Annotated in this window: 23 protein-coding genes; 2 read left to right on the top strand and 21 right to left on the bottom strand. The window is 37.6% G+C overall.

Annotated features, from left to right (window positions below; genetic code table 11):
* Positions 1-92: 92 nt before the first annotated feature.
* The 17 genes from DWZ38_RS22365 to DWZ38_RS18500 all read right to left on the bottom strand — a co-directional run bounded on the left by DWZ38_RS22365 (position 93) and on the right by DWZ38_RS18500 (position 15,049).
* A complete protein-coding gene (locus tag DWZ38_RS22365) occupies positions 93-230 on the bottom strand; it encodes a hypothetical protein (RefSeq protein ID WP_155512152.1) in 138 nt (45 codons plus the stop codon).
* A 201-nt stretch (positions 231-431) separates the two neighbouring features.
* Positions 432-3,002, bottom strand: a complete 2,571-nt coding sequence (locus DWZ38_RS18550; protein WP_178105379.1) for an ABC transporter permease — start codon at positions 3,000-3,002, stop codon at positions 432-434.
* A gap of 20 nt (positions 3,003-3,022) precedes the next feature.
* Positions 3,023-3,691, bottom strand: coding sequence for an ABC transporter ATP-binding protein (locus DWZ38_RS18545; RefSeq protein ID WP_055173337.1), 669 nt, complete (start codon positions 3,689-3,691; stop codon positions 3,023-3,025).
* An 85-nt stretch (positions 3,692-3,776) separates the two neighbouring features.
* The gene (locus DWZ38_RS18540; RefSeq protein ID WP_055173335.1) at positions 3,777-4,481 is read right to left on the bottom strand and encodes a hypothetical protein; all 705 of its coding nucleotides are present in this window, start codon (positions 4,479-4,481) and stop codon (positions 3,777-3,779) included.
* 2 nt (positions 4,482-4,483) lie between these two features.
* Positions 4,484-5,449, bottom strand: a complete 966-nt coding sequence (locus tag DWZ38_RS18535; RefSeq protein ID WP_178105378.1) for a radical SAM protein — start codon at positions 5,447-5,449, stop codon at positions 4,484-4,486.
* Positions 5,450-5,704: 255 nt separating this feature from the next.
* Complete coding sequence (locus DWZ38_RS18530) at positions 5,705-6,331, bottom strand: ABC transporter ATP-binding protein (RefSeq protein ID WP_147343034.1); 627 nt, start codon at positions 6,329-6,331, stop codon at positions 5,705-5,707.
* A gap of 5 nt (positions 6,332-6,336) precedes the next feature.
* The gene (locus DWZ38_RS18525; protein ID WP_177506161.1) at positions 6,337-7,278 is read right to left on the bottom strand and encodes an ABC transporter ATP-binding protein; all 942 of its coding nucleotides are present in this window, start codon (positions 7,276-7,278) and stop codon (positions 6,337-6,339) included.
* On the bottom strand, positions 7,235-8,278 hold the full coding sequence (locus DWZ38_RS18520; RefSeq protein WP_158555579.1) for a S8 family serine peptidase: 1,044 nt from the start codon (positions 8,276-8,278) through the stop codon (positions 7,235-7,237). The genes DWZ38_RS18525 and DWZ38_RS18520 overlap by 44 nt, the downstream gene beginning before the upstream one ends.
* The gene (locus DWZ38_RS18515) at positions 8,271-9,305 is read right to left on the bottom strand and encodes a radical SAM protein (RefSeq protein WP_117689863.1); all 1,035 of its coding nucleotides are present in this window, start codon (positions 9,303-9,305) and stop codon (positions 8,271-8,273) included. The genes DWZ38_RS18520 and DWZ38_RS18515 overlap by 8 nt, the downstream gene beginning before the upstream one ends.
* Positions 9,306-9,598: 293 nt before the next feature.
* The gene (locus tag DWZ38_RS22360) at positions 9,599-9,736 is read right to left on the bottom strand and encodes a hypothetical protein (RefSeq protein WP_158555581.1); all 138 of its coding nucleotides are present in this window, start codon (positions 9,734-9,736) and stop codon (positions 9,599-9,601) included.
* A gap of 15 nt (positions 9,737-9,751) precedes the next feature.
* Complete coding sequence (locus tag DWZ38_RS23200; protein WP_275932379.1) at positions 9,752-9,886, bottom strand: hypothetical protein; 135 nt, start codon at positions 9,884-9,886, stop codon at positions 9,752-9,754.
* 64 nt (positions 9,887-9,950) lie between these two features.
* A complete protein-coding gene (locus tag DWZ38_RS18510; protein ID WP_117854531.1) occupies positions 9,951-12,548 on the bottom strand; it encodes an FtsX-like permease family protein in 2,598 nt (865 codons plus the stop codon).
* Positions 12,545-13,207, bottom strand: coding sequence for an ABC transporter ATP-binding protein (locus tag DWZ38_RS18505; RefSeq protein ID WP_117689861.1), 663 nt, complete (start codon positions 13,205-13,207; stop codon positions 12,545-12,547). Before DWZ38_RS18505 ends, DWZ38_RS18510 begins: the two co-directional genes overlap by 4 nt.
* A gap of 148 nt (positions 13,208-13,355) precedes the next feature.
* Complete coding sequence (locus tag DWZ38_RS23195; RefSeq protein ID WP_275932380.1) at positions 13,356-13,490, bottom strand: hypothetical protein; 135 nt, start codon at positions 13,488-13,490, stop codon at positions 13,356-13,358.
* Between the two features lie 373 nt (positions 13,491-13,863).
* A complete protein-coding gene (locus DWZ38_RS23190) occupies positions 13,864-13,989 on the bottom strand; it encodes a hypothetical protein (RefSeq protein ID WP_275932381.1) in 126 nt (41 codons plus the stop codon).
* Between the two features lie 16 nt (positions 13,990-14,005).
* Positions 14,006-14,140 (bottom strand): hypothetical protein, encoded by a 135-nt coding sequence (locus DWZ38_RS23185; protein ID WP_275539640.1) that lies wholly within the window; start codon positions 14,138-14,140, stop codon positions 14,006-14,008.
* A 66-nt stretch (positions 14,141-14,206) separates the two neighbouring features.
* Positions 14,207-15,049 (bottom strand): zinc dependent phospholipase C family protein, encoded by an 843-nt coding sequence (locus DWZ38_RS18500; RefSeq protein ID WP_117854528.1) that lies wholly within the window; start codon positions 15,047-15,049, stop codon positions 14,207-14,209.
* Between the two features lie 206 nt (positions 15,050-15,255).
* On the opposite strand from DWZ38_RS18500, the gene DWZ38_RS18495 reads away from it, so the two are divergent.
* Positions 15,256-15,930, top strand: coding sequence for a response regulator transcription factor (locus tag DWZ38_RS18495; RefSeq protein WP_117854526.1), 675 nt, complete (start codon positions 15,256-15,258; stop codon positions 15,928-15,930).
* 232 nt (positions 15,931-16,162) lie between these two features.
* Positions 16,163-16,972 (top strand): HAMP domain-containing sensor histidine kinase, encoded by an 810-nt coding sequence (locus tag DWZ38_RS18490; protein WP_178105377.1) that lies wholly within the window; start codon positions 16,163-16,165, stop codon positions 16,970-16,972.
* 56 nt (positions 16,973-17,028) lie between these two features.
* Here DWZ38_RS18490 and DWZ38_RS18485 read toward each other — a convergent pair whose 3' ends face one another.
* The 4 genes from DWZ38_RS18485 to DWZ38_RS18465 all read right to left on the bottom strand — a co-directional run bounded on the left by DWZ38_RS18485 (position 17,029) and on the right by DWZ38_RS18465 (position 25,077).
* The gene (locus tag DWZ38_RS18485; protein WP_117854520.1) at positions 17,029-17,268 is read right to left on the bottom strand and encodes a flagellar export protein FliJ; all 240 of its coding nucleotides are present in this window, start codon (positions 17,266-17,268) and stop codon (positions 17,029-17,031) included.
* 78 nt (positions 17,269-17,346) lie between these two features.
* On the bottom strand, positions 17,347-17,955 hold the full coding sequence (locus DWZ38_RS18480; RefSeq protein ID WP_117854518.1) for a septation protein SpoVG family protein: 609 nt from the start codon (positions 17,953-17,955) through the stop codon (positions 17,347-17,349).
* A 31-nt stretch (positions 17,956-17,986) separates the two neighbouring features.
* Complete coding sequence (locus DWZ38_RS18475; protein WP_243000376.1) at positions 17,987-24,874, bottom strand: N-6 DNA methylase; 6,888 nt, start codon at positions 24,872-24,874, stop codon at positions 17,987-17,989.
* Positions 24,871-25,077 (bottom strand): DpnD/PcfM family protein, encoded by a 207-nt coding sequence (locus tag DWZ38_RS18465; RefSeq protein WP_055056107.1) that lies wholly within the window; start codon positions 25,075-25,077, stop codon positions 24,871-24,873. Before DWZ38_RS18465 ends, DWZ38_RS18475 begins: the two co-directional genes overlap by 4 nt.
* Positions 25,078-25,080: the final 3 nt, after the last annotated feature.

Genomic DNA, 25,080 nt, shown 5'->3' with positions numbered 1-25,080 from the left:
TGCAGACACTCATCTGGATCACAATACTGCACTTCAATTTCAAAAGCTTCTTCCTGTACTACTTTTTCTAATTCCTTCATAATAGCCTCCTTCTACCACCAACCGGTAACAACCGCATCACAGTGATTTGTTCCTGAGTGCATACAATCGTGCAGACACTCATCTGGATCACAATACTGCACTTCAATTTCAAAAGCTTCTTCCTGTACTACTTTTTCTAATTCCTTCATAATAGCCTCCTTCTACCACCAACCGGTAACAACCGCATCACAGTGATTTGTTCCTGAATGCATACAATCGTGCAGACACTCATCTGGATCGCAATACTGCACTTCAATGTCGAATGTCTCTTCCTGTATTACTTGCTCTAAAATCCTCATACTCTTTCGCCTCCTTTCCAAGTGATTTTATATTTAATAAACTTAAATATCCTATCCCTCAATTCTAAGTTTTTCTACAATACTTCCTTTGCTAAATACCTTATATAATAATTTAGGTAAAAATATTGTTAGTATAACAATAACTCCACCTATGAGAATCGCAGGCCAAATTACCATATCAAAGTGCATAAACCATGTATCTTCACAAATCGGACCAATCAATAAAAATCCCGATACTAACGAACATGCTAAGCCTAAAAGAGCTGCATAAACAGAATATAGCAGGCTTTCTCCCGTTATCAAAACTTTAATCTGTTTTTTGCTCATTCCCACACTTTCCATTATGGCAAATTCTCTTCTCCGACTCAAAATATTTGCAATTGTTAAATTCAAAAAATTAATAAGACCTGAAATTCCAATAATACAGCTAACAACAATTCCCACTGCATAAATTGTATTTTTCATACTTTCCATATCCTGTTTTATCAACTCGGCAGAATTAAATCCAACTTTTCCTTCAAACTCTTCAACGAATGCTTCAATCTCCAACGAAATTTGTTTCATATTTTCTTTATCGACATTGAATGTATAATTCATGATTGTTGGGTTTTGATATAAATCTACAAATGATTGTTGGGAAAGGTAGAACATCGGTGCATCTCCTCCAACAATATTTATACCTGTCGTCATATTAGGAGCCTCATATTCTGTCGGACTAACATACGCATATGCAATAACTGTATAAAGTTTTTCTTCACCATCGACAAAAACCTTTATTTTATCACCTAAATTACATTGAAATTTTCTCGTATCCTTTGAAGTACGTGAAACTGGCAATGCTTCTATCAAGAAATTCTCTTGTTCCATTTTTTGAAAAATACTATTCTGCTCTATACCTGCAATAGAATCTACCAAATTCATTCTCTGGTAGACATTTTCATCTATTCCATAGACATTACAAATTGGAAAATTATTATTTCCCAGTATTATACGTCCACTTTCTGTAGCTACCATCTTCACTCCATTTTCAGATACAATTTCATCTTGTATTGGTGCATTATAATCAAATGTAACGTTTAAATCATCTAATGTATTTTTATATATAATTCCTTCCTCATTAATTTTAAAGTTTGCCTTAATGCTATCTATTACTTGGGGTTCTAAACCATCACTATGTCGTGTATAACCTTTTAAATTATTAAATAGATTACCACTTCCAATTTCAATATCCGCAGCGCTTTGTAAGCCAACCCCTTTTTCTATACTAATACTATTTGCCAGAATAAAAACTGAATTAAAAAACACACAACATAATGCAATAGATATAACAATAAAAATACTTCTTTTTTTGTTTCTTCTAAAATTATCATTTGCCATTTTAATTATGCTAAATTTATGCGTTTTTTTCTTTTTCTTATTTTTTCTTATTCCCGTTTCCCTTATAGCTACCAATGGGGAAATTTTAGATATAGTACGTAATGGTTTACCAATACTTATTTTAACCGTTACAATCGTAAATATCGTTGCCACAACAAAAATCAGCGGATTTGGTGCTATCACTATTTCTGTTCTTAAATATTCACTTGCAATAGTATTCACTGCAAACGGTAAAATAGATTTACCAATAAAATACCCTGTAACTAAACCAATTGGTATTCCCAGCACAAGTAACCACAATGTCTGGATTTTAACAAGCAATGCAATCTGAGATTGCGTCGTACCAATAGTTTTAAGTAATCCATAATTTTTTATATCCTGCATAGCCGAAATAGAATAAATGTTATTAATAAGCAAGTAACCTGCCAAAATAAATAAAACTATAAAGATAATCACTGCGCCAATCACAGAAAAATCCAATTGTGGATTTGTAATTGAATTCACTGCACCAGATACAACATCTTTTCCTTTTTGCTCGTTAAAACCTTCAATGATCTCATTTATTTGTTGCTCCACATTCTTTTTAGATTCAAAAATCACCTCTGAGAAATACGTTCCAGCATATTCCATGTCCTCGTCGTATGTATAGGGAAACAAAGATTCATTTTTATTCATAAACTCCTCTGACACTATCAATACACTAACTTGTGAATTTCTAGCTTCCCACCATCCTGAAACGGTCATTTCATAAACATAATGCTCTCCTCTTAAATCAAATTCTATCCTGACCTTTTCTCCTACTTTGGGTGTTACTCCTAAACTTTCTAATGCTTTATCTGTAGTAGCAATCTCATTAGCCTTTTGCGGTGCTTTCCCATGCGTTGGCCTATTAAAAGTTAATTCTTGCTCTATTTGATCCATATAATCAATTTCAACATTATGATTCTTTGTATTACTTGCAAATCCTATCGGTCTTCGACAACCACTAACTTTTATGTTGCTATTTTCCTGCAACTGCTCAAACTCATTTTTTGTTAAATATCTTATATCTCCGTCTGCTTTACTTCCCTTTTGCATCTGCATAGTAGTCTGTATTGATTGATATGTTCCAGTACAAATTGTTAACATAGAAGTAAATAGCATAGTGGTTAGTATAATTGCCAAAATAGTAATTATATTTCGTGTTTTACTTTTTCCAAAATTCTTTTTTGCAAGATTAAAGATACACTTTTTATTTCTAGTCAAATACAACTCATGCCCTCCCATTATGCGTCTATAATTTTCCCGTCCTGAATTCTAATAATTCTATCCGTCATTTGAGCCAAATTCATATTATGCGTAATCATCACAATAGTCTGACAAAATCGCTCACTTGTTTGTTTCAATAAGCCCATTACTTCAAGACTTGATTGTGTGTCAAGATTTCCTGTCGGTTCGTCAGCCAAGATGATAGCCGGTTTTGTAATCAAAGCTCTGGCAATTGCAACCCTCTGTTGTTGCCCACCTGATAGATTTCCAGGAAGATTCTCCAATTTTTTATCAATGCCCAAAATTGTTACAATTTTGTTCAAAAAATCTTTATCTATATCATTTCCGTCTAATTCCACTGGAAAGACAATATTTTCATAAACATTTAATGTTGGAATTAAATTATAATTTTGAAAAACAAAGCCAATGTTCCTTCTGCGAAAAACCGTTAGCTCTTCTTCATTTAATTGTCCTATTTTTTTGCCTTTTACTAAAACACTCCCAGAAGTTGGTATGTCTAATCCACCAATCATATTTAATAATGTGGATTTTCCACTCCCCGAAGCACCAACAATAGCAACAAATTCACCTTCTTCTATCTCTAAAGAAACCCCATCTAAAGCTTTTGTAATATATTCACCGGAATCATAATATTTTTTCAATTCCTTCGTTTCAAGTATAGTCATGCTGTTACTTCCTCCATCCTAGAATTTTTAGTTTTTATAAATCCATAACCATATAGGGTTTAAGATTTCCTTTATATCCATAATCTCACCTTCCCATGCTATTGAAAAACTCCTCTATTTCTACAGAGTCAAAATAAAATTCTGTAATTTTTCCATTTGTAATTCGATATAAAGCCGGAACTCCTGCAATTAACATATCTTCGTATTTTGTAATAGAAGCATAATCAATTTCTGGTGTCTGAATATCCGTATAGATATCCCCTACCTGTGAACCAGGGAATGCCAGAATATCCTCTGGAGTAATGGTTACAAAATTGAAGCGCATACGTTTTCCATAATCATTCTTCATATTTTGATATTTTTCTTCCGATTCGCCTGGTAAAAATACCTTGTTTCCATCACTATCCACATATCCTATCTTTTTGTTATATTTGGATCGCGTTGCCGCCCAATTATATTTCTGTAAAGGACGGTTTTCTCTTAAAGCATAATCTACAAAATATACATTATCATTTTCTGCCGCAAAATTCAGTATTTTATCTTTCACCTGATTACAAAACGGACACTGAACCATGTAAAAATAAACGTAGTAATCCTCCTGGTTCTGGTTAAACATATCCTTCAAATTGATTTTCGTAACATTTTCGTATGGATCTTCCTCTGAAACTGCGATAGCAGCCTCTTCCCCTGTTGAGTAAGCAAGAACACTTTCTGCATTGAAAGATACGGTCATCACTGTAGCTGCTGTTAATAACCCTACTGTTTTTAAAAGTCTTTTTCTATTCTTCATAACTAATTCCCCCATAATAATTTTTCTAAATGTCCTTTTTGTTTTTCACAAAACTTCTGGAAGATTTCCTCATCACTCTGCATTCCCAGAGTAAAATTGATACAAGAATGGCAAAACAGGTTCACATCACAGTCCTTACATTTTTCCATTCTCCAAGGTCTTAACTTTTCCAATTCCTCTTTCCATGCCGGGTTCTCAATAATTTCTGTAATCGGTGTTTCCAGCAGATTTCCCATAAAAAGATTTTCTAAATTGCTAAGTGGAGCACAAGGATATACATCTCCGTTTTCACTGATATTTAACTCCTTTTTACCAGGCTGACATAATGCACAGCTTAAATGCTGCTTTTCCAATTTCTCTATATATTCCATTGATGGAAGCAATTCTCTTTGGTTCTCTTCTCCTCTTCCTGAAGGAGCAAATCTTCGGATCAATGGTTTTACATCTAACTCTTCACATAATTTATAAAAGTCCTGATTATGTCCATAGGTATATTTTGTTTCCAACATGGAAACAGATACTTTTTCCATTCCAGCTTCTTTTAATTTTTTGATCCCAGCAATCACCCGGTCATAAATCCCTTCTCCTCGCACTTTTGTACAGCTATAGGAATCAAAACCATCAAGACTGACGGAAACACCATCAACATTCTTTTTAATGATTTCCATAAGCCGGTCATTCAACAGTAACGCATTTGTAGACAAGGTAATTACACCTTTATAATTTCCCCTTAAATATTCCAATATCTCACAAAAATCAGGACGAATTAACGGTTCCCCTCCGGTTAAGTTGATTTCTTTTGGGTTTAAAATTAATACCTGGTTGATTGCCTTTTTCCAGTCTTCCGTATTCATGTGGTCTACTTCTTCTATACAAGCAGATGCTACACAATGTTTACATCTTAAATTACACCTATTGGTCAAAGAAAGATATACGATCTGATACGGATAGATTATCTCATTTTTCATCTGTTCTTCCGAAATATAAAAATGAATCCGGCACAGTTCCTGAAATAACTTATAGGCATTTTTCTTTACCACAGCATCTTCTTCCTCAATGGTAAACTCCCCATTGTTCTCTTCCAGATATTTTTCAAGATACTGAAAATAAGCCTCTGAGGTTTTTACAAAGCCTCCATTTCTGGTGTTACATAAAACAACTCTTTCTTCACGTACTAAAACTTTTGCATTTGGACTTCTCATATACATATCCGGTTCCCTCCTTTACAATTCAATGATAAAGTCTGCATTTTTTTCTGCATCCGCTTCATGCGAAAATAAAATAATAATACTCTTCTGTTTCAAGTGTTCTATCATATCATAAAATTCTTTTTTAGAAACACTATCCAGGTTTGATGTAGGTTCGTCAAAAATATATACAGAACGTTCCCTACACACTGTCCGGATAATACCTATTTTCTGCGCCTGCCCACCTGAAACACTTCCAGTATCAATAAGTTCCGACTCTAATGTACGCCCCATTTCTTCCAAATCTTTATAAAATGATAATAAGGAAATATACTTTTCTACTGGAATAGGGTCGTTTAGAGCAATGTTATTTCTTATGGTGTCACGAAAAATCGGCGGCTTTTGAAAACAAATTCCTATTGTTTCTGTAAGTATTTCCCTGGAAAAATTAGTAATGCTTTTCCCATCTAATAATATCGTTCCTGAAAAGTCATTCCAGATTTTTAACAGGATACCAGCCAGTGTACTTTTTCCTGAACCATTTTTCCCTTTAATCAGATAAATAGAGCCCTTCTCAAGACACATATTCAAATTTTTTCTATATACTTTTACATCTTTATAACTGAAATTTACATCTTTTATTTCGATTTTTGATATATCCATTTGCTTCACCCTACAATCTCATTAATTCGATCCATTGATACTTTTGCCTTCTGGAACTGTCCAATTACAAGCATGATTGAGGACAACGGATTAAACATTCTTTGTGTGTACATAATAATTACTGTCAGCTCTCCAAACTGTACCTGTCCGTTAATCACCATAACACCACTGATCGCCAATACAATCAAAAAAGTAGCGGTACTAATGAGCTGCGGTACTGAACGATTATAGGCCATTAACATATTTTGCTTTAGGATTTCATTTCGCAAAGAAGTTTCATTCCTGCAAAACTTATCTATATAATAATTTCTTCCATTTAAAGCCAGATACTCATAAAGATTACTTACAAATTCCTTAATCAAACCATTCCCAATATCCATTTTTCCCATTACTTTTCTGGACTGCCCCATGATTTTTTTGTTAAAGAAAATCTGGATAGCAATAAGAATCGGATAAATCAAAAGCATAAACCAAAAGATAACCGGATTAATCTGTATTAAGATTACCGCTGTAATAATCACAGTCACAATTTGTATCAGCAAATCAGAAAGCATACGGGAAGATAACATTTCTATATTATTAACATCTGCATTCATACTGGTCATAAATAGATTTGATTTCTTCTCTATTTCCTTCCCATCAACCTGAAACATTGCTTGTATCAACAATAACTTGATTTTAACAATAAAACCATTTGACATTTTGCAAAACAGATAGCTCAATGCCAATGCTACTGTAATAGATACAAGCTGGCATATAGCCATATATGCAACATTGGAAATCACAGCTCCTGGATTTTTTGCCGGAACCGCCTTATCCAGAATATTGGTAATTAACTGAGGATAAATATAGGTCACTATAGCGTCCATAGCTACCAATATAATCCCAAACAGATAACCCCATTTATACTTTCGTATCTGCTCCAAAACAACATTCTTTTTCTTCATAACACACATTCCTTCTTAAATGTTCAACCAGATTATACAAGGTACAAACATCACCTACTTTTATGGTATGATACTCCAACTTCGTGATTTTTAATTCCCTATATATCCCGCTGATAAAATCGTAAAAATTAAAGAAATTCACTCCTGTAATTTGGGAAAGAAATGGATACCTGCTGATTTCATCAAGGGAAGATGTGCAGCCAAACTCTAACAATCTCCTATGTACTTTTTCCAAAATCATCTGTCCCACTTCATCAGTCTGGAGCTTTCCTACATACTCTAAATCAATTTCTTCTAAAGGATCATCTGTCTTTTCCAGTATGTTTAATGCCTCCTGTATGCTTTTTATATTCGGTGCTGTTTGCATAGCTCTGGCCAGAATACCTGCCACATAAGCATTTCCCTTTGAAGTTCCCTTAAAAAAATTATATCGTCCGGATTTTCCTGCAACAAATATCGGGGAAATATCCGCCAGAACCTGAACGCTTGCCGCCCTGTCTACAAGAACTTTTTTCTTTGCATCTGGTAATAATTCTCCAACACCAATCACACTTTTATAAATTGCCGGTATGGTATCCTTTGCATTATTACATTCCGAAGCACAGATAATCTTTCCCTGTTTTTCCAGGTCATTACAAATATCCCTCAATTCCTTTTCCATAGCAGAATTAAGCATTTGTGTTACGGAAAGGCTTAAACAGATAAGATCTACCGGTAGTTCCCTGCACTTTTCCAGCGCAGCAAGCAGTAAAGAACTGGTCGTTTTTCCTAATTCATTTACAATTTTTATAGGATAAAATTGTGCCTGCTCTGCAAATTGTAAGATACAATCAATGCAGTTGGTTCCATGACCAAAAACATCATCAAAATTTTTCTCTTCAATAACTCCATCTTCTTCTGCACTCTTTTGAAAAGAAAATCCTTGAATTACATGCTCCATGATTTCCTGATTTTGTGTATCTACACCGGAGTCTACAACTGCCACTTTGGGACTATACATGGAATCCCTCCAATATATATTTATACTTTTTATAAATCCGATAAACAATATCTCTTTCATTGCACTGGAAAGCAGAAACAGTGTAGTAATCTCCGGTATATGCTTTATTAATCAGTTTACATACCTGGCTGGAACAATTCTGCTTAAATGTACAATCTCCGCACCCTGTCACTGGAATTTCGTTAATCTTATGGAGAGCCTCTAATTTTTCCGGCTGTAATCCTTTCCAAACATCTCCTAGCCAATAATCCACTTTATCAGCAGCTAATGCGCATGGGTAAATTCCACCATCCGCAGATATATGGAATGTATTTGTTCCACCGTCACAGCCAGTACGTCTTCTGAAGGTTGCCTCTTTAATATTAAATAATAAATACTGCGCTGCTTTTTTATCTTTTTCTATCATGTAATCCATGATTTTTTCGTAGTTTTCATAATATATCTGCATATCTTGTTGGTTCCATGCAGCTCCGGCATCTAATGCAAAAGTTACTACTCCCATATTCATCTGATCCAGATAAATATAATTTTCAGCCATAGCCGGAAGGGTTTCCTTATTGACAGTCATTCTGACCCGGATGTATTCACCTTGCTCTTTTAAAAACTTTAAGGTTTTCACTACTTTATCAAAGGAAGATTCACCATTTGGATAAATACGGTTTGTATCATTTGTTTTCCTATTTCCATCAATGCTTACAGAAATCTGTACCTTACCCTTTATAAAATCGTAAATATCCTTTTCAAACACTGTTCCATTTGTTGTCATTGTAAAAATGATATGACCATCATATCGCTCTTTTAAGGTTTCTACAATATACCGAATAACATCAAAATTCAGTAATGGCTCACCACCATGTAAAGCTACATTAATCCGTTTTCCTGCTGCAACAGTTTCATCAAATTTATTAGTAAAATATTTGATTGTCTGTTCTGCGGTTTCCAATGTCATTGTTTTAGGCTGCTTATGTACATAGCAGTATTTACAAGCTAAATTGCATCTTTCGGTTACCCAGAATGTAATATTCATACGGTTTCCCCCTTTCTTATGGGATTAGTATACTTACAAAATCTTACCAAATTATTACACTAGAAAAAATATGTACAAATGCAAAAGTGTCCCTGCAGGAAAACCTACAGGGACAGACATTAAATTTTCCTGGTATTTCTACCAGAGTGATGTTATCACCATATCACAGTTATTCGTCCCTTCACGCTTACAATCATGAAGACATTCATCTGGATTACAATACTGAATTTCTACATCAAACGCAACTTCCTGGATTTTTCTCTCCATTTTCTCCATATAGCGTTCCTCCAGTCTTACCAAATTTCTGTAAAATGAGCATCACAGTTATTTGGACCTTCATGATCACAATCATGATAACAGTCACTTGGATCACAGTACTGTGTTTCTACATCAAATGTAGTTTTCTGAATTCTGATTTCTAAATTTTCCATAAAAAATATCCTCCTTTACCACAATGAAGTTACATGTGTGTTACACCAATCCGGTGCTGTTAAACAATCATAGTCACAGTCATCTGGATCGCAATACTGAACCTCTACATCAAAAGGTTCTTCCTGCATTTTCTTTTCAAGCTCTAACATATTCTACACCTCCCTTCATTTATACTCTGGTTTATCAGCACTTTTATGCTGTAAATCATCTTACCTATAGATTTCTAAGGTGTTCTGTAATACTTCCCTTTTCCCAAAGATAAATTCCAACCTCAGAAGCTATGATAGATATTATTAAATACAGTACTATAATGGTAGCTGCTGGAAATAAGGTAAACTGGAAAGTAAACAACCAAATAGAAGAACAAATACCCCTGACTGCTGTCATACTAATTAGTGTTGCAAGTATAAAACCACCAATTGCAGCATAAAAAACATATCCTACACTCTCTCTTATAATCAATTCACGCAATTGTTTTTTTGTTGCACCTATACTTCTAAATGTTGCAAATTCTCGGTTTCGCACAATTAGGTTTGTAAAAATAATATTCACAAGATTTACAATTCCAATTACACCTAAAATTCCTCCAATCAGCACACATAAAATTCTGACCAGCATTTTATAGTTCTCAATTTCAGAGTGCCTTTGTTCTGTAGTTTCAAATCCCACATTGGTAAATTTTTCTGAAATATCCTGTAACATTCTGTTCACAGCCGGAGCATCGTTCTCATCTGCATCAAAAGAATAATTCACTAAGTTACCTTCTCCATACAGTTCTTTAAATAAGCCTTCGCTCAAATAAAACCAAGGACCTAAGATTGTTCCTCCCCCTGTAGAGCTTCCTCCTGATATTTGTTCTGAGTCTATTACTAAAATTTGAGAAAGAACTTCTACCTCTTTTAATGGTTTTCCATCTTTATAAATAGTCACAACATCGCCGACTTTAGGTGATATTTCAATACCATCTGTACTAGGCTTTCCATTATCATTTGCACGAATACCAACTAAAATATAATCTCCACTTTTTAATTTTTCTTTAATAGAAATAATATTTTTTTCTCCTTCTAAAATCTCTATTTTCCCCAAAAAGTTTTCTGAAATTCCGCATACATTACATATGGGTTTCTTATCCTTACCTAAGGTTAACGTACCATAATTGGTTGTTGCACTATTAGTAATTACTCCATCAATTTCTATACTGGGTATTTTGACATCTATTACCTCGACCCCCCAATCAAAACTTATATCAAAATTATATACAGATGCATCTATTGCATTTTTATATAACTTTGTTCCATTCTTAATCATGGCATTCTTTTCAAGTTCTTGAATGGCTTCTTCATTTAAGGACGCAGAAGGTTTGACATAACCAATACTAGGGTTTAATGTATCTGTTGATGCAACTAAATAATCCCTTCTCATTTGTACATTAACATATTTCTCTTCATCAAAACTATTAGAAATAATCCATAAGGAATTGACAAAGACAACACTTAATATAAGCGATGTAAATACTAAAACGGTTCTCTTTCTATTTCTCTGCAGATTGCTTCTTGCTATATTTTTAATAGAGTGAATATCTTTTTCTGCAGTTTTTTTCTTCACCTCTGTATATTTTGCTGTTTCAATCGCCGAATACTTAGCAGCCCTTTTAGAAGGTCTTCTCATGCTCAAAAATACTGTAATCAATACAAAGAAAACTGTTAATATAAAGATAGCTGGGTGTACCGACTGCACAATAGTAAGTTCTTCCTCACTGTATTCCCAATTCTTCAGAATGACTGGTAGCAAAAGTGCCCCTAGCCCATATCCAACAACTAATCCAATCGGAATACCAATAAGAGATAAAAGGAGCATCTGTCTTCGCATTAATCTCTTAATCTGTTTGCTGGTCATTCCAATCGTTTTCATTATTCCAAATTCTTGAATGTCCTGCATAACGCCTATATCAAAAATATTATAGATCAATAGGTATCCACACAAAATAAATAGTGCTCCGAAAAAGACTATGGAAAGACCAACTCCTGTATTTCCGTCTTCTGAATACAACATGGGATTGACTGCTACATTAACATAATTGTTTCCGTCAGCATTTTCTGTTTGTGCCCCAAGACTTTCTGCATATTCTTTAAGATTTTGCTCAATATTCCCTGTATTCTTTACACAAACACTTGCATAATAAGTTCCTAAAATCTCTTTATCAATATCGTATGTATTCTCTGACACTTCAGGATTGTGTTCTAAAAATGTTTCTGAAACGATCAAAAAATTAACTTTAGGACCGCCTTTGTACCAGCCTGACAATCGCATGTCAAAGTTATATTCTTGACCTCTTAATGTAAAAGACACCGGAACATGACTTCCTACTTCTTTTTTTATTCCCAGTTCTTCTAATGCTTGCTCTGATAAAAGCACTTCTTTTTCATCTTCCGGCATCTTCCCTTCTTCCAAGGAAAGATAATACGCTTCCATACCTGCTTTATCCAGATAGTCTATTTCGATAGGTCGCTTCGTTTCCCCTTCCATAAGAGCAATGGGAACTCTTCCTCCCACGCTTTCAAATAAATCAGAATTTTGAACTTTCTGAAATTGTTCTTTGTCCAAAAATCTAAGTTCTGCGTCTGCTTTCATTCCAGATAATTTTAGTTGTGTTTCCTGAATGGATTGCATACCTCCAAATCCAATTTCCAATACTGAGGTAAATAAAATGGTCGTTAAAGTAATTGCCAATACAAGAAGAAGATTTCTCTTCCTATGTACTTTCAGATTACCCTGAACCATTTCTTTCATTATTTTCTTTTCATTACTCATACGATTTTACCATCTCTCATTCTTATAATCCTCGATGCCGTTTCTGCAATTTCTCTACTATGGGTAATCATAATAATCGTCTGATTATAACGCTCCCCTGACTCTCTGAGCAATCTAAGAACTTCTTCACTTGATTCACTGTCCAGGTTTCCTGTTGGTTCATCTGCTAAAACAATATCCGGTTTGGTGATCATTGCCCTGGCAATGGCAACCCTCTGCTGCTGCCCGCCTGATAAGGTATTCGGTAAATTTTTCAACTTATTTTTAATACCCAGGATTTCTACAATCTCTTCAAAATATGCTTCGTCTATTTTGCTGTTTCCCAAATATAAAGGGAGCAAAATATTGCTTTTTACATTAAGTGTTTGAAGAAGATTATAATTCTGAAATACAAATCCGATATGCTTTCTTCGATACACCGTGAGTTCTTCCGATTTCATTTTTGTTATATCTTTTCCATGTATCCGAACCGTTCCCTCTGTCGGATTATCCAATCCGCCCAGCATATTTAATAATGTTGTCTTGCCGCAGCCTGACGGTCCAACAACAGCAATAAACTCGCCTTCTTCAACCGAAAGATTGACATGATCCAATGCCTTTATACAAATCTCTCCAGTACGGTAGTATTTTTTTAAATTTGATGTTTTTACTAATTCCATGTTTTTATCTCTCCTTGTTTTATTTCATCATAGTATCTAATTCTTACCCAATTATTACATTGCAAAAAATTTTTTTAAAAAAAGAAAGAAACTCTCTACCTTAGTAAAAAGTTTCCTTCTTTTAATCTGCTAATTAAAGCCTAATTGATTAGAATAAACTTGTAACATGTGTATTGCACTGACCAGATGCAGTTTCACAGTCATGGTCACAATCGTTGGGGTCACAGTACTGAATTTCCACATCAAAGTTTTCGTTCTGCATTTTCTTTTCCAGTTCTTTCATTGTCCCGTCCTCCTTTCTCTGATATTTTATGATTTTAAAGTGTGATGTCACCACAAATCATCTAATCATCTCATTTAGTAAATACCTACTTCTTTACCAAATTTATAAATATATTTACTTAACATGATCTAATGCCTTTACGCAAATCCCTCCAGTACGATAATATTTTTTTTAATTTGATGTTTTTACCAATTCCATTGTTCTTACCTCTCCTTGTTTTATTTCATCATAAACCCTAATTCTTACTGAATTATTACCTCCCCCCCCCAAAAAAAATTAAAAGGGAACATTCATCTCATGATAGAGGAAATGTTCCCTTCGTTCATTCTACTAATTAAAAAAGTGAAACGCCAAGAATCACCTTAATTACGTTTTACCAATATGGCACAATATGTGTGTTACACCAGCCCTCTGAAACCTCACAATCATGCAAACAATCATCTGGATCACAATACTGTACTTCTACATCAAACAATTCTTCCTGAATTCTTTTTTCCATATAACATTCCTCCGTCTTACCAGAACTCCGTAATATGCGCATTGCAATAATTCGGTGCTGTTTGGCAATCATGTAAACAATCACTTGAATCACAATACTGTACTTCTACATCAAAGCTTTCATTCTGCATTTTCTTTTCCAGTTCTTTCATTGTCCCTTCCTCCTTTCTCCGATATTTTATGATTTTAAAGTGTGACGTCACCACAAATCAACTTATTTAGTAAATACCTACTTCCTTACCAAATTTGTAAATGTACTTACTTACTGTCTTTATCGCATTTTGGACTGACTGATTTCCGGCTGAGTCATAAGTATCTTTATTCTGTGCCATTCCAACCAGTGCTTTTGCATCTTTTGCAGCGCTATAAAGCATATCTCCTACTGCTGTATTCTCAGCGCTGCTATAAATATCTGCACCAAAACTGTTCCCTGCTATGGTATATTCGGTACGGTGTTTGTCCACATACTTTTCAAAATCCGAATGATTACTGTTTACTGCTGTCAGGTTAGACGCATGATGTGGCTCATTCAAATCTGATACATAATGTGTTCCCTTTCCTATGTATTCCATAGCCTTATCTGTATATCCATCTTTATATGCTGCAACTGCACTTTGATAATAGGTTTCTGCTCTGGTTCGTGCTGTAGGATTTTTCTGTCCCATCCAGTTTTTTCCGGTATCCGGATCATAGAAATGTCCTGCAAACGTTCCATAATCGGTTTCGTTTCCCACTACATCTGGCCAATCTGTATATTCACATATCATAGCAGCCTTTGTATTTAAGATACTGGCACCTTTATCATTATTTAAAATCTTCAAGGCATTCGATACGATATACTGGTGTGTATGATCTACCCCGCCGCTGCTAAAGCGCTCATCCGGATTTTCTACATGCTCAATGGGTGCGCCTGGTCCGTAAATTTCATCTGAACCATTCGAAATATCAAGAACCTGTTGCGGTAAATCCTGGGATTCCGCTGCCGATACCGTCCATGTTGGCGATGCAGAAACACCTACCAAAACCATTGCCAAAAGTACCCCTAGTTTTTTACATTTCATATCTAGTACCTCCTGTTTTTTCTTATTAGTATATCCGTAGATTCTTACCAAATTATTACAATTAGTGCATTTAAAAAAATATTTTATCTGAAAAAAATCATTATTTACTTTTGCATTTTTTACAATTATAATACATCTTGAAAACCGTAAACGCTCTTTATAGTATAGAAAAACTTAGAAATTTAGAACAGAAGGAGTGGGAAACTATGCACCGTATCTTAATTATTGAAGATGATTTCTTCTTAAATAATACCCTGGCTTATAACTTGCGGACAGCGGGCTATACTGTTGACTCTGCATATAATGCAAAAGAAGCCTTTGAATATTTAAAACAGTATCATTACATTCTTCTGATTTTGGATATTAACCTTCCTGACGGAAATGGATTTGAATTATATTCAGAGTTGAAAGAAAAATCAAATGCCAGTATTATCTTTTTAACCGCAAATGATTTAGAAAATGACATAGTGAAAGGATTTGACCTGGGTGCTGATGACTATATTACAAAGCCTTTTTCACCTGTCGTCTTACAAAAGAAAATAGCTGTTTTAACAAAATATATCACAGAAAAACAAAAGGAAACCATATATGAAGACGGTAATCTCTGCATCAATTTCTCGCAAATGACTGCGACACTGGACAAAGTTCCCCTGGAATTATCCCCTTTGGAGTACCGTATTCTGCAATATTTTATTGTGAATAAAAAGCATATTTTAAAGCGGGATCAGCTTCTTGAGCATCTCTGGGATTTCTCCGAAAACTTTGTAGGTGATACTTCCCTAAATACTGCTATTAGCAGACTCCGAAAGAAAATCGAAGCCAGCGGGCATCGTTATATAAAAACAATCTATGGAACTGGATATATGTGGATAGGTGACTGATATGAAAAAAACATTTTCTTTAAAAAAAATATATATTATAGTTTCCCTGCTATTTCTATTGATATTTTCAGGAACCTGTATCATATTGCGTACACTTACATCAGATCCTAAAGTATTTTTACTTTTTACCGTTTTCACTTTCCTTCTGCTTATCTGTGTATTTATTCTCTTTTGTACGATTTTCCACAAGCTCACCTTGTTTACTTGTGAACTTCATAAAACATTGGACAGTATGATTGAAGGAACCTATTTTTCCCCTGATGAAAAGTATGACGAAACTTTACTATCACAGATCAATCATCATTTAGGAAGATTGTACAGTATATTGGAAAACACAAAAAACTCTGTAAATGCCGAAAAGGTACAGCTCCAGCAGCTAATTTCTGATATTTCTCATCAGTTAAAAACCCCCATGACTACGCTGCGCCTGACAGAGTCCGCTATGGAAAAAGCCATTACAAAACCGCAGGAACTAAAGACTTTATTTCACACAAATACCGCACATCTGAACAAGCTGGAATTTTTAATCTCTTCCCTTGTAAAAATATCCCGTTTGGAAACAGGTGTGATAAAACTATCCCCAAGTTATCAAACGATTGGTGACACCATTCTCATGGCTCTGGAAAATATCGTCTTAGCGGCTGATCAGAAGAACATTCAAATAACTTTTAATTATTCAGAAGACTTTAAGGCGTATCATGATCCCAAATGGACTTCCGAAGCGCTGTATAATATCCTGGATAATGCTGTAAAATACACGAATGAAAACGGACATATTTCCATAGAACTTTTTACCCTGGAAAACTATACCAAAATAGCAATCACTGATTCCGGTATCGGCATCAAAGAATCGGAAATCCCAAAACTTTTCCAACGCTTCTACCGCTCTCCTTCTGTCAAAAACTTTCCGGGAGTTGGTGTTGGGCTTCATCTGGCGCAAGACATTATCAGCCGACAATATGGTTTTATCCACGTGTTTTCTACCCTTCATGTGGGCAGTACCTTTGAAATTTGGCTTATCAACTCAGACTCTCCTAAATAAGAAAAATGCCGCTACAGGTTTTAGTATCACCCGTAACGGCATTTTTCTCTATTATTTTATTCAGCCTTCTCTTCATTACCAGATTTTAAATATGTCATGACCTCTTCCACTGTTTTTCCAGAAGCAAGTAATGCGCTAAAGATTTCATCTTTCTGTTTATCTTCAATCTTTTTCCTAAGTTCTTTTGCTTTCAATCGCAGGTCTTTTAATTCTGCCTCTGTTGTTTTAATCTCCTGTTCTGTCTTCATAAGCATTTCTTCAAGAGAAAGATTTTCTACTTTTTTACGTCTTGGCATACTGTTTCCTCCCATGCTGATATTTTCTTCATTCTACCATTATTGTTCCAAAAATACCAGTCTTTTTATGAATAGCTCCTATCTCCCTCTTCGCTGCTGTTTCTGGTTTTTGGCATATTCCATCTTTTTATTGTATTCGTCCATAATTGCACTTTCCAAATCTGCCTTAAATTCTGCATTGACTGCATGGGCAATGTCCTCCCGTTCTCCTTTTGCAGAATTTTTCTGGGGCATACCTACAAAGGTTTTTCCGTTCCATGCCTGGATCACATGAAGCTGCTGGATTGCCAATACGTCCTGCAGACGAATGGCAACATCTGCCTTAAATGTATCGCTTCCCTGTACCGGATTTACACTCAGATTGTAATACAGTTCTTCCTCTCCCCAACAGCCCTTACAGTCTGTTTTCGTTTCTGTCATATTCTCATAGGCTTCCCTTACGGTATCCAACACTTCCTTTTGAAATTCCTTATCCGTAAACCGGAAAAAAGGAACATACTCCCCTGTTTCATAATCTCTGTAACGGGGCATATCGAGATACAGATTTCCTTTCGAGGACTCTTTAATTGCAAGGCTTTTCACACAGAAGGCCTCATCAAAGGTAATGGTAGCAAATCCTTTCAGGTTATTGATTTTTCCTTCTTCCTGTTTCAATTCCGGTTTATATACTCTGATATTATATTCCATATTGTGATCTCCTTTTCTACTCTATTTTTCGTTACCGAACTGCTGTCTGGCATGGAAGATTTTTAGTTTCCTCCTGCACTTCCACACACTCCTCCTGGTCCTTGATTTCCAGTTCTGCATCAATCTCCATCTGCCGGGTAATATTCTCTTTTAAAAGCTCCTCATACGGGAAGGGCTTTTCATATTCCTGCTTTGCATTTTTTATCTCATTTTCGCAGGTCTTAATTTCTTTTTGAACGTCCTCCACTGCTTTATCAAGGGCATTCAAGCGGTTTTCTATACGGACCATGTTACCGGAGTCACTGCTTTTTAACTCCACACTATACTCCTTCTCTCCCTGAAGGAACAAGATCGGTCCCAGCATATCATTTTGGACAGATACCTGAAACCCCTTATATATACCGACTTCGTGCCTGGTAAAAGCTGTTACCCCTTCTATAATCCCACGCAGAACTTCACCTGCTTCTTTGTGTTTTTCATAAACTTTTCCCTGCAGCGTGATTGCAAACCCCGGCTGTACTTCCATAGCCTGGTTCCTGCGCTCCAAATCCTTTTGAAGTAATTGCAGTTCTCCCTTCAGGCTTTGTATCCTTTTCGGATACTGGAAAGTGACCGCATCTTGCAGGGTAAACCGTTTCCCTTCATGTGCAGCTTTTAGAATTCTCAGACGTGCCACTTCATTATCTACTTGTATTTTTTCCATAATCAGGGGATTTTCGGAAGCTACCGCTTTAATTTCTGCAAAATTTAATACGGTTTCATCTATATCCTCACAGATCCTTGCCAGTTCCCGGCTGGTAAATACCTGGCTGATAAACCGCTGTTTTGTTTCTACAATGCCCCATAAATAAGCATCAAAAGAACCCTTTGTTACATAGCGGTAAATATTGACTTCCTCATTTTCATTCCCCTGGCGGATAATGCGCCCTTCCCGCTGTTCAATATCAGAAGGTTTCCAGGGGCAGTCGATATGATGAGCCGCCACCATTCTGGTCTGGATATTGGTTCCTACCCCCAGTTTTTCGGTACTTCCTATAATAATCCGTTTCCTTCCGGCTCTGACATCGGAAAACATACGGTCCCTCTGTTCATCTGTTTTTGCATCATGGATAAAACAGATTTCTTCCTCTGGAACACCTCTGGTAATCAGTTCCTGTTTTAAATAATCATAGACGGTAAACGCTTTCCCAGGTCCGGGTGTCCCAATATCCGAAAAAACAATCTGGGTTCCTTTCTGTTCCTGGGACTGTACATATTCCTGGTAAATGTTTTCTACTGCTTTATTCAGTTTGGAATCCGAATCTACCGGAGCATAACTGTCCAAAAGCCGGGGATCTGTACCCAAAAGCCTTGCTTCCCCGGTAATCCGGAGCATATTGTCGTCCTTTGGATCTACCACACCTCTATGGATTGCTTCTGCCCTTTCCACCATTTCCTGCATACGTTCTTTGACATAATCAGAGGCTTCCGATACTACAACCTTATATTTTCCGTCCTTTAATTCTGGCCGCTTAATATCTAGCATATCAGGCAGAATAATGTCTGCTACTTCTTTAAACAGGTGTATCAGTTCCGGCAGATTGATAAACTTATTAAACCTGGTCCGCATCCGGTAACCAGTACCTTCCGGTGCCAGTTCCAAAGAGCTGGTAACTTCCCCAAACACAGAAGCCCATGCATCAAAATGGTAAATCCCCTTTTCGTGAAGCCGCCTTTCCTGCAGATATAACTGCATCACATAAAGTTCCACCATTGAGTTTGACAGAGGGGTTCCCGTTGCCATAATGACGCCCCTTCCCTGATTTTTTTCGTTGATATACTGGATTTTCATACGCATATCCATAGCCCTCTGGGAACCGCTGGAACCCAGACCCGCAACATTGTTCATTTTCGTAAAAATTTCCAAGTTCTTGAACAGGTGCGCTTCATCTACAAATAAGGCATCTACGCCTGTTTCTTCAAAGTACATCACATCATCTTTGATTTCTTCATTGTTCAGTTCTTCGATTTTCTGCAACAGTTTTTTCTTTCTGCTTTCCATCTGCTTTATGGACCAGTTCTTTCCCTCTTCTTCCCTTGCCCGGTTAATGGCTTCTATCAGTTGCTCTGCCTGCTCTTCTATCATGGCTCTTTGCCGGTCAGGGGAAATGGCAATTCTCTGGAACTGAGTATGACCGATAATAATACAGTCATAATCCCCTGTTGCCATTCTGGCAATCATGCGCCTGCGGTTTTCCTTCTGAAAATCTTCTTTTCTGGTAATCAGGATCTTCGCATCTGGGTAGGCGCGCAAAAATTCCGCCCCCATCTGGAAGGTCAGGTGGTTCGGAACGGTAAGAAGGGGTTTCGTTGCCAGCCCCAGCCTCCTCATCTCCATACAGATACAGATCATTTCCAGAGATTTACCGGCGCCTACTGTATGGGCAAGCAGGGTATTTCCTCCACACAGCAATGCCCTTGCTACAGCATTTTTCTGATAAGGACGCAGCTTTAACAGGGGGTTCAGTCCCGGCAGTTTTAAATAAGAGCCATCATAGCTTCGTTGTCTGTCGCAGTTAAAGGTTTCATTATAAAAATCCACATATTTTTTTCTGCGCTTTGGTTCCTTAAAAATCCAGTCCCGGAAGGCTTCTTTTATCTGCTCCGCCTTATCCCTGGCAAGCATGGTTTCCTTCCGATTAATCACATAACGTACTTTTTCCCCTTCCTGCACCCGGTCCCTTATGGTCACAATCCGGCTGTTTAACAGTTCCTCTATAATGCTGATTGCATCCATAAATCTTGTGCCATAGGTTTGTCTGGTACGAATGGTTCCTCCAAAAAAGTTTCCCCTGTCAATATGGTAAGACATATCTGCATCTAAGCGCTCAATCTTGAGGGCATGGCCACTATGAGCGCAATAGTTTCTCTGGTTGTTCTCCGGGATTTCCAAAAGCTCATAGATAAACTGTTCGTAATCCTCATTTTCAATCCAGGTTGTTCCCAGTTTTACACTGATCTCAGGCGCTGTTAGTTCTTTTGGCTGTACCTTTTCCAGTGCTTCCACGTTGTCCACAAACAAGGGATTGTTCTGCGCATAAATCCTTGCAGTACGGAGCTTCTGCCGCACATTTCCGCTTAAATACTCATCTGCGGTTTCCCACCCTGCATTGGGATCTTCTTCCTTTGCCAGTACAGGGTTCTGGTAGATTAACCCTTTTAATTCCTGGAGCATTTCTTTCCTGTTTCCCGGATAAAGGGTGAGCATATAGGGAATATCCACCCGGTTATATTCTGACAGACTGATATGCAGTGCTTCCTGGGCATTCTCCACTTTATCTATCACATCTCTGGGGCGTATGGTCCTTTTGTAAAAAATATCGGCTTTGGTTACATTTTTGTCCTCATCAACTACTTCCAGGGAAGAAAGCAGGGGATAATCATTGTCCTGCCGGAACGCCATTTTATTTGTCCGGTCACAGAAATATCCATGCGTTTTCACAAAGGCATCATACAAACGGTTTAACTGTTCCTGTGCCTTTTTCAGTTCCTGGTCAGAACAATTTTCCTGCTGTATCTGTAAAATTTCACGCACCAGAAGGCGGATTTTATGCATGGCACGTATCCGGCGCTTCACACTTTCCTTTGCCTGACTCCGGTATAAAGACTCCCCTTCCCGGTAATATACTTCGTCCTGTATCACCGTAAACGTATAATTAGGTATCTTTGGGGAAGCAGCTAAGACGTCCTGCTCTTCCTTCTTTTTTTCTGCTATGCTTTCTTCATAACAGTTTTTAGGAAGCTCTCCAACTGCGTCCAAAATTCTTTTTTCCAGGTCAAAGTCTTCCGCTTCATTGACCAGGGCTGTATATTTGGAATCTTTCCCGAAAAACTGGTCAAACCAGACCATTTTCCCAAGCATCATTTCCGGGTGTTCCAGATAATACTCATTTACCGGTACCATGTCTTCCGTAAGCCCTGTATAAGTCCAGATCGGCTCCCCAATCGAAGGCTCTGCTTTTTTCTGAAAAAACAAAAGGTCACTGGTAACTGCGGTATTGGCGCTCTTTCCAAAAGAATCTGCCGGAAGCCGGACTGCCCCTAAAAGGTCTGCCTGTTCTGCCAAATTTTTTCTCACAGCGCTGTCATTTTTATCCAACGTCCCTTTTGAAGTTACCACTGCCAAAATGCCTCCTGGCCGAAGGAGGTCCATGCTTTTCCGGATAAAATAATCATGGACTTTCAACTTCATCTTTTTATATCGGGGATCATACAAACGGAAATCCCCAAAAGGCACGTTTCCTACAATTACATCAAAGCTGTTATCCTCAAATTCCGTTTTTTCAAATCCTTTAATCTGGATACTGGCTGAAGGGTGGAGCTTTTGTGCAATCCTTCCGCTTATGGCATCAATCTCCACGCCATAAAGCTGGGATTTTTGCATACTTTCCGGAAGACCATGAAAAAAGTTTCCAATCCCCATAGCCGGTTCCAGAATTTTTCCCTTCTGGAATCCAAACTGCTCCAGGGCTTTATAAACACCCCGCACGACTTCCGGCGGCGTATAAAAAGAACTGTTGACACTGGCCCTTGCCTGGGCGTATTCTTCTGCGGTCAACAGTTCCTTCAATTCCTGATATTCTTTTTTCCACTCCGGGCGTTTACTGTTAAAAGCATTTGGCAGCCCGCCCCACCCTACATACCCCGCAAGAATTTCCTGTTCTTCTTTTGTGGCATTTCTCTCTTCCTGCTCCAGTGTTTTTAAGATACGGATTGCCCGGATATTTTTCTGATACCGGCTTTTATCCCCACCGGTAAACTGCAACCACCCTTCTGGGTAATAATAATCTCCGGCTTCTTCCTTGCCTTCTGTCTGGACAGAGGTTCTTCCTTCCTGCCAAAGCTCTTCCTTTTTAAGAATTTCGCTATATTCTTCCCATAATGCCGGAAACCAGGGAAGCAGACGGTACATATTCTCCTGCTGCTCTAAGGTTTCTGAATCTTCGGTATAGGCAATCTGGTCCTCCTCTGCCAGATGTGCAGTAAGCCCGCCAAACTGATCCCAGGAAAGTTCCTGCAGAAAATCTTGGCTTTCCGGCAGGGTGATCTTAATCCCATTTTCCTGAATACAAAGCTCATAGCTTCCATGTTCTGTCCGCACCAGATAATAAGGCTGGCCTTCCGGTACTTCCCGAAGCAAAAGCATCTTCAAAAAATGGTCTTTTTCTTCCGGTAGCTGATTGGTCGTATAGACCAGACAGAGCATTTTCTTTAAAATATCCGCCTGGATATTCTGTTTATAAAAGGCTATGCCAATCTCTTCTAATGGGATTGGTTCCTTTTCCTCAATCACTTCCTGCACTTTCTCTGGCTGTAAGGTTTCTTCCTCTGTTTCTTCCCCATTTTCTAAGGCTTCCTCCGATACAGATAACAAAGGAAGATAGGTCCCTTTTTCAATCCGTTTCCCAATTTCCAAAGAAACTTCGTCCCAGTACCAGAACGCCTCCTTCATGGAAGTTCCCTCACTCCAAAGGATATAAAAACCACTGGAACCGCTTTCTGCGGTCAGGATACCGTCTTTTGTATGGGCTTCTCTTTTTACATCTCCATACAATTCATAAAGATAAGCTTCCCGGTCTGTTTCCTCTGGATTGTTCCGGTAAAACTCATAAATTTTATATGGTATCTCCTGCTCCGTCATTTCCAGAAGAATTTTCTCTTTCTGCCAGTTTTCCGGCTGTGCAGGTTCTATCTCCCCAGACAGAAAAGGAACCGCCGAAGCAGTTCCTTTCTCTGTATCCTCTTCTGTTTTTTCCTGTTTTATCCGATCCTGAGCTGAATGATCTCCTCCATAACCTGTTTCTGTGCTTCCATATCCGCCTGTATCCGAAGGTTGGTCATTTCCAACGTGTTGTAAGGGTCTATCCTGTCCTCCCTGGTCCAGGTCTTCAGAAAACTTTCTGCCAGTTTCTCGTGGTATTCCTCCGCTTCTGTCTGGATTTTCATAAGCCGCTCCATCAGTTTCCCGGACAGGAGCATCATTTCGTATTGTGCCTGGTCCGTTCTCTTCATTTCCTGTGCTGCGATCCTGCCGTAACGGTTCAGGGACGCCAGCATCTTCTCCTCGCTCATCACGCCCTCTAAGACTGGTATCTGTACGCCATTCATTTCCCTGTACTGGATTCCTGCGATCCCTTCCATAATACTGCCTCCTTTCAAGGTCTATGTTCTTCATGGTCCTTGCAATCTGTAACACAATCCGCCCAGATAAATGGGATACTAACCGTCCTGTCCGGTACAGAACCTCCTCATTCTCTGAAAAACCGCAGATAAAAGAAAAATCCAGGGTGTCATCTCGGATACCGCAGCGGCTTTTCACCGCATAACAGACACTGTTTACAAGAAACTCTGTAATCTGGTTTTCTTTTACCTCCTGTCCCTCTCCGATAAGGACAGCCAGCTTCTGCAAGGATTTTAAAATTTCATCTTCCTCTTCTATCATAAACCAAACATTTGTTCTTGTAAAGGCGTCTAAAGAATTTTTAAACTTTTTTTCCTGTTCGTAGATTTCCGGGAACAGCTCCCTTGCCAGCAGTCTGCGGTTTGTCCCATTCACCTGCCAGTTCCAGGGCCGGATTCCCTGTCCCTTTACATCTTGAATATCATAAACATGGGTAACTCCTTCCCCGAAAATTTTGGAAGGAAATACTGCAATTCCTTTACTTCCTCTGGCAACCGGCAAATCCATTTCCAGCCAGGCATCATATCCTGCAAGAACGGACGCATCTGGGCGCTGGGCATATACCATACAGGTATTTAAGAAGTCCAACTGATACAAGCGCCCCATGCAGGAAAGGAAATTTTTCCAGGAATACTCCGACTCTGAAATCCAGTGTATGGTTTCCTCATACAGTTCCCGTACTTTTGTGATATGCTTCATCTGCTGTTCCTTCTTTCTTTTACAGGTACCAGTTCTTTTGCAGAAATATCACGATAGGAAAAATCATCTGCCCCCAGCACGATTTTTTCTGCATAATAATCTGCTTCTGCTTTTGCAGTTGCCTCCAGTTCATTCCTGCCCCGGTATCTTACTTTTTTCTCCAGGACTTCTGTTATGGTCACTTCATATTCTTTTTCGTCCATGCT

Origin of the sequence: Ruminococcus sp. AF31-8BH (assembly GCF_003460605.1) — a bacterium.
Taxonomy (GTDB): domain Bacteria; phylum Bacillota; class Clostridia; order Lachnospirales; family Lachnospiraceae; genus Blautia_A; species Blautia_A acetigignens.
Note: the sequence above shows the minus strand (reverse complement) of the source record. Positions and strands in the feature narration are given on the sequence as shown.